Source organism: Stieleria sp., from assembly GCF_041595215.1.
Taxonomy (GTDB): domain Bacteria; phylum Planctomycetota; class Planctomycetia; order Pirellulales; family Pirellulaceae; genus Stieleria; species Stieleria magnilauensis.
Map to the genome: position 1 here is coordinate 1 of NZ_JBFHKV010000591.1, position 5,284 is coordinate 5,284.

Consider the following 5,284-nt stretch of genomic DNA (forward strand, 5'->3'; position numbering starts at 1 on the left):
CAGTCCCTTTCGGGGTTCTTCGATCAGAAACGGAAAGTCATCGGGTTTGGTCCAGGTGACTTCGCGGCCTTCGGGCGCCTGTAGCATCAGCAGGGTGTTTTCGGGGCCGTCGGAAATTGATGGATAAGGCGTGGTCGGTAGATACGGATGGTTGATCGTGCCCAAACCGCGAATCGTCATCAGTCGCGTGGTGGTGCTATCGCTACTTGCACTGAAATCTCGAAAGATGTCGGGCATGTAAGGGATCAACTTCAGATTGTGCGGGCTGTCCCAGGGCTGGTCCAAGCGAAATTGCTCGTACAAGTCCCGGTAATCGAGCGATCCCAAGATGTGCACCCGCCAGCTTAGATGTTGATCGTCCAATAATTCCGGATTTCGCTGATACGTTTGCAGCAGGCAAGATAAGACGGCCCGCATTCCATAGGCCTCAAAGAGCCTTCCCTGATCCTCGCTGACATACGGGTATCCGTTCACATGGGCGCTGTATCGCATCAGCGTCGCGGCGTCGACCAATTCGCCTCCGGTGCTGGTCGCCAGCGCGTGAAAGATTTGGGGCGAGAGGGAACGGGGAAGGATCTGACATCCGGTACCGGTGATCAGTCCGACACTTTTCCCCACCGCTGAGAGCGACTGAACCAGATTCGTCGGATCAACCTCGATGTCGACGGGCTTGGTCCAGGGCACGGCTTTGTCCGGTCCAACCATTCCACCCAAAATGGTCGAGGCGCGGTTGTCGGTCATCGGCATGTCCTTGCTGACCAGAGAGTCACGGATGCGTTCATTGGACAAACACATCCCGCGGCCGATGAACAGACAAATCTGGGTCAGGGATTCTTCGCCGGACTTGGTGCGATAAACCTCAGGCATTTCCTCGAGTAGCGGGAGGTTCGTTTCACTATCCCAGGGTTGGTCGTGATCAAAGCGATCGTAGAGCGATTGATGGCCCAGGAACGGCAACAACTCCACGCGCCAGCTCAGGTTCAATGTCGTGCCGCTGGTGGAAGATTGCACCTTGGGGAAAGTGCGGTAGTTGCTCATGTATTGTTGCAACGCCTGACTGATTTTCGCGAGGGAGGACTCCGCTACGATCGTGTAGTAAGGCTTCTTGTTCGACCCCGCCGCCGGCACTGCGGGGACCGGATTGGGAAGTGGGATGGCCCCGCGAACGATCGCAGGTCGATCGTAGCGTGGCGTCCGTCGGTTCCGCGCGACGAGATCAGACTCGGTCCAAATCTTCACCTCCCACTGATTCTCAACCGCGGGATCAACCAACGATTTACACTCCGCCACCACTGGCGATGGCATCTTAAACGACACCGTTTTCCCGTTGACCAACATGCCGCGGACCTTGGGCATCCGAAGCAACGTGGGCAAGGGTTCGGGACGCGTCCAAGTGACTTCTTGATGTTGCGGAGCGAAAATGATCGCGAGCTTGTTCTCCAAAGACGGAGCATCCGAATCCAACGCTCCAATCACCGGTTCGATCGCCCGGATCCGGGTTCGTCCGGGTCGCGAACCGAGTGTGTATACCTCCGGAATTTGCTTGATCAACGCGTAGTTGTGAGTGCTGTCCCAAGGTTCATCGAGATTGAATTCGCGATAGAGAGACTGATAGCCGATGAGGGGCAATAAGTGAACGCGCCACGACAGCTGACTTCCTTGGGGCAACTTGAGATCTCGCAACTTGGATCCGATCCATGCAAACCGTCCGATCATGGGCTTGGTGGGCTTGTCCGATTCCCGCACGACATCACTCCGCACCGCGCCGAACTTGTATCCGTTGGGTGGCCGGTCGGCTGCCTTGTCAGCGGCGAACCATTTCTCCGACACGTGCTCGTTGCCGGAGATCGAAATCAGAGATTGCAATTTGAGTGGATGGATCCCTTGGGGAAACGAAAGCACATCGCCGGTTCCCAAGACCGCCATCGTCGCAGTGGTCGAGGAGATCAACATTTCGGACGCGACTTCGTCGTCCTTCAACGGCTTGGGTTCGGGTCGTGTCCACGGCACCTTCGCGCCCTCCCCGGCGAACAGGATGACCGCGGTTTGGTCGCCGCCGTCGTCGAAGAAGACGCCGTTGCCGATATCAGGCATCTGCGCGCCGACACCCTGTCGCCAGATACTGCGGATCTGTGTCGAATCGACAGCGGTGCCAAAGCGATAGACCGCGGGCATGCGGTCCAACAGACTCTTGTTGTGTTCGGAATCCCAAGGTTCATCCAGTTTAAACTCCGCATACAACGCTTCCTCGCCGAGATGGGGCAGCAGGTGCACGCGCCAAGAAAGCTTGGTGTCGATGCGCAGTGGTGTGTTTTGGTAAAAACCACGATCGATGCACTTTTCGACGGCTTCGGCGATGGTTCGCAGGTTGGTGCCAACCTGATCGAACGATACTTCTTCGATCGGCTGGGTGGCCGCCGGCACTTTCGTTTCCGCTGTCGCTTTTGCAGTCGAATCCAACGGCGATGTGGTTTTGGCCGCGTCCTCCTCGTTGGACGTGACGGCGGGCGGCGAAGTCCCATCGGCCGATGCGTTCCCGCCGATCGACACGACGGATTTCTCGATCGGAACAACGTCAGGCTCGCTGCGATCGAGCGCCGCGATCACCATACTACTGGCCGCGTAGAGTCCGCCGCCGATCAGCAGTAAAAAAATCGCTGCCAGACCGGCGACCGTTTGGGCGACCAACCAGGACGACATCTCTTGCCGGCTGTCCTCGTCGTGCGACGGAGTGTCATTCTGTTTCAATTCGACCACCGGCCAGAGCTTGGACGCTCGTTCTTTCAGCTTCAAAATCTCCGCCGTCTGATCCGCACCGAGTTGCTCCGCGATTTCGATTCTCGAGTTGACCGCTTCAAAGCTCTCCTTGTCGAAACCGAGGGCTCGGTCCATCGCGTCGCCGGCCTCCTTCAGCTGTCCGAGTTCCCAATGTTGACGGCCGAGGGTGCAGGCGACGGAGCATGCAAAATCAGCCGGCAAGGAGCGTGAGCGTTTCAACAGCTCGCGCAGGTCCGCGATCGATCCCTCATGATTTCCGGCCGATTGATATACAGCGGCTCGAAAGAAACGCACTTCTGGCGGGTTCCCCGCTTGCTTCATCACCGTGTTGATGTCCGCAAGGGCTTTTTCGTGCTCGGCCATTTCGTAATAGACCTGAGCGCGACGCAGCCGTGCATCGAGATCGCCTTGCTTGATCATGTCCGTCATCACATCGATGATGACCTGGTTGAATTTCAAAACGTTCTCGGCGCGTTTCTCTGCGAAATCGGCAAGCAACGTCGACATCTCGTCTCGAACCGGCACCCCGGATTGGTCAAAGAGTTCGATCGCGGGTCCCGAGTCTGTTCGGCTTGCCGATTTCCATCGCTGTGCCAATGCGACACGCTCAACGGGGGCGGGGTGAGAATCATAGACGGTTGTTTTTCGACACATGATTGCGCGGATGGCTGCCTCGATATCACGCTGGTCGAACGCGTTGATCTCTGGCCGAGGTGCATAGAAATGCGAGGGTGCAAGGTTCGATTTGATTTTGTTGCCGATCGCGCCCGACACGATATGATCGAATTCAATGTCACGTCGAATCACGTGCTTCAAACCGTCGACGAACGCCGCGCTGCCGTAGGCTTCCACCGCCGCCCGATCGGCGAGGACTTCCTGCAATCGGCTCGCCCCGAGCGTCAACCGCGTGAAGAGGTAGTGGAAGGTCCTGAGGAAGTGGATCGTGATGTCCCACCAACGGATCTTGCCACGTTCGCTGATCGCGTCGGCGAATTGATGCATCGCGAATTGAACCTTCAGCGCGACATCCCCGCCCGCAGTGTCTCGGTTTCGAAAGTGCGTGTACTCGTGTGCCAAGATGGCGCGCAGCGAATCGACATTGAAATCATCGAGCAACGCGACGCCAAAAATTAGCACCCGCCGACCCTTGTCACGCAACTTGTCCCACCAACGGCCGCGTTCGGTCACGGCCAAATCGGTGCCGGGTGAAATCCAGATCTCGTCGACGCTTCGCGTGCCCATCGTTTCGGCGACGTCGCGGACCAGACTCCAAAACGCTTCGGACTCACCCTGTCGAAGCTGCATCCCGTCTTGTGAATCCGGAATGCGAATCATCGCGGTGCGAATACCACTGACCGCCGTGATCACCCCGCCGACACCGCCGATCAAGATCACCGCCAACAAGATCAGATTCAAATACGGAGTGGACAGCGCCGCGTATCCGATCGTCAGCGGCAGGGCGACCGCACAAACCAGAATGACCGGCAGGGAGATGTAATAGTAGACCCCCGCAACCGTGACGACGCCGCGATACACCCGTCGAATCAATCGAGTGGCCAGCGATCTCGCATCGAGTTGGTTCTGCTCGATCGCTTGGAGCGTGAAACGGCTGAGCAGCAGACCCAACAAATAAATCGCCACCAATCCGATCAACCAGACCATGATGATCCAGAACGTGATCTCGGCGTATTCCCAAACCCACTTCTGATTGTCAATCGCGACTTTCAACATTTGCGCGATGCTCTCATCGGACAGTCCTAACGCCTTGGCGTTGCGCAACGCGATCTCGGCCGATTGCCAATCTTTGTCCATGAACGACTGCAATCCCTTGAAGTACTGCGCATGGGGGTTGTTGGGAAATTTCTGTACGAATTCGCTAGTCGTTTCGCGAAACAGTGCATCGTTGCCAACTTGTGCGGACAGTTTTGCCGTTGCGATCCACGGCAAGGGGACCGACGCATTCTGTTTCAAGCTCGCCTGTGCCATCTGCAGTGCTTCGCTTCGGTACTTGGACGCGAAGGCGGCGTTGGGAGCGTATTGGTCGATGGCGTTGATCGCTGACATCATGTTGTCGAGCGACCGATCCTTGGAAAGATTGGCTTGGATCTGAGATTCAATGCGATTCGCGGCGGCGGGCGTGTACACCGACGCGTTGGACGCGCCCGGCATCGATGGTGTGGGAACACGAATGCCGCGAATGGTGTTGGTCGGATTGAAAGCCGGAGAGCGACTGGCGTTGGTCGCGAGCGGGTTTCGAAACACCGGGCCGACGGAACGACCACCGGGTGCGGCGAACGGCATGTTACGTTGACCGTCGAACGAAGAACCTGGCCGGAACGAGTTGCGTGGCGAGGAATACGATGGGGCACCGGGATAGCTCGGCCGACTTGACGGCACGCCGGTCCGCGGGGTGTTGAACCGATTGGGATTCGACGAGGGCGAGTTGTACGAAGGTCGTGAGTAAGAGGGCCGCGAGGTCGAGGGTCGTGAGTAGGACGGTCGCGAG

1 protein-coding gene is annotated in these 5,284 nt (G+C 57.7%); it reads right to left on the reverse strand.

Annotated features, from left to right (window positions below; all coding sequences use genetic code 11):
• The coding region (locus ABX749_RS20705) for a DUF1559 domain-containing protein (RefSeq protein WP_372897648.1) at positions 1-5,079 on the reverse strand (5,079 nt) is incomplete at its 3' end.
• Positions 5,080-5,284: the final 205 nt, after the last annotated feature.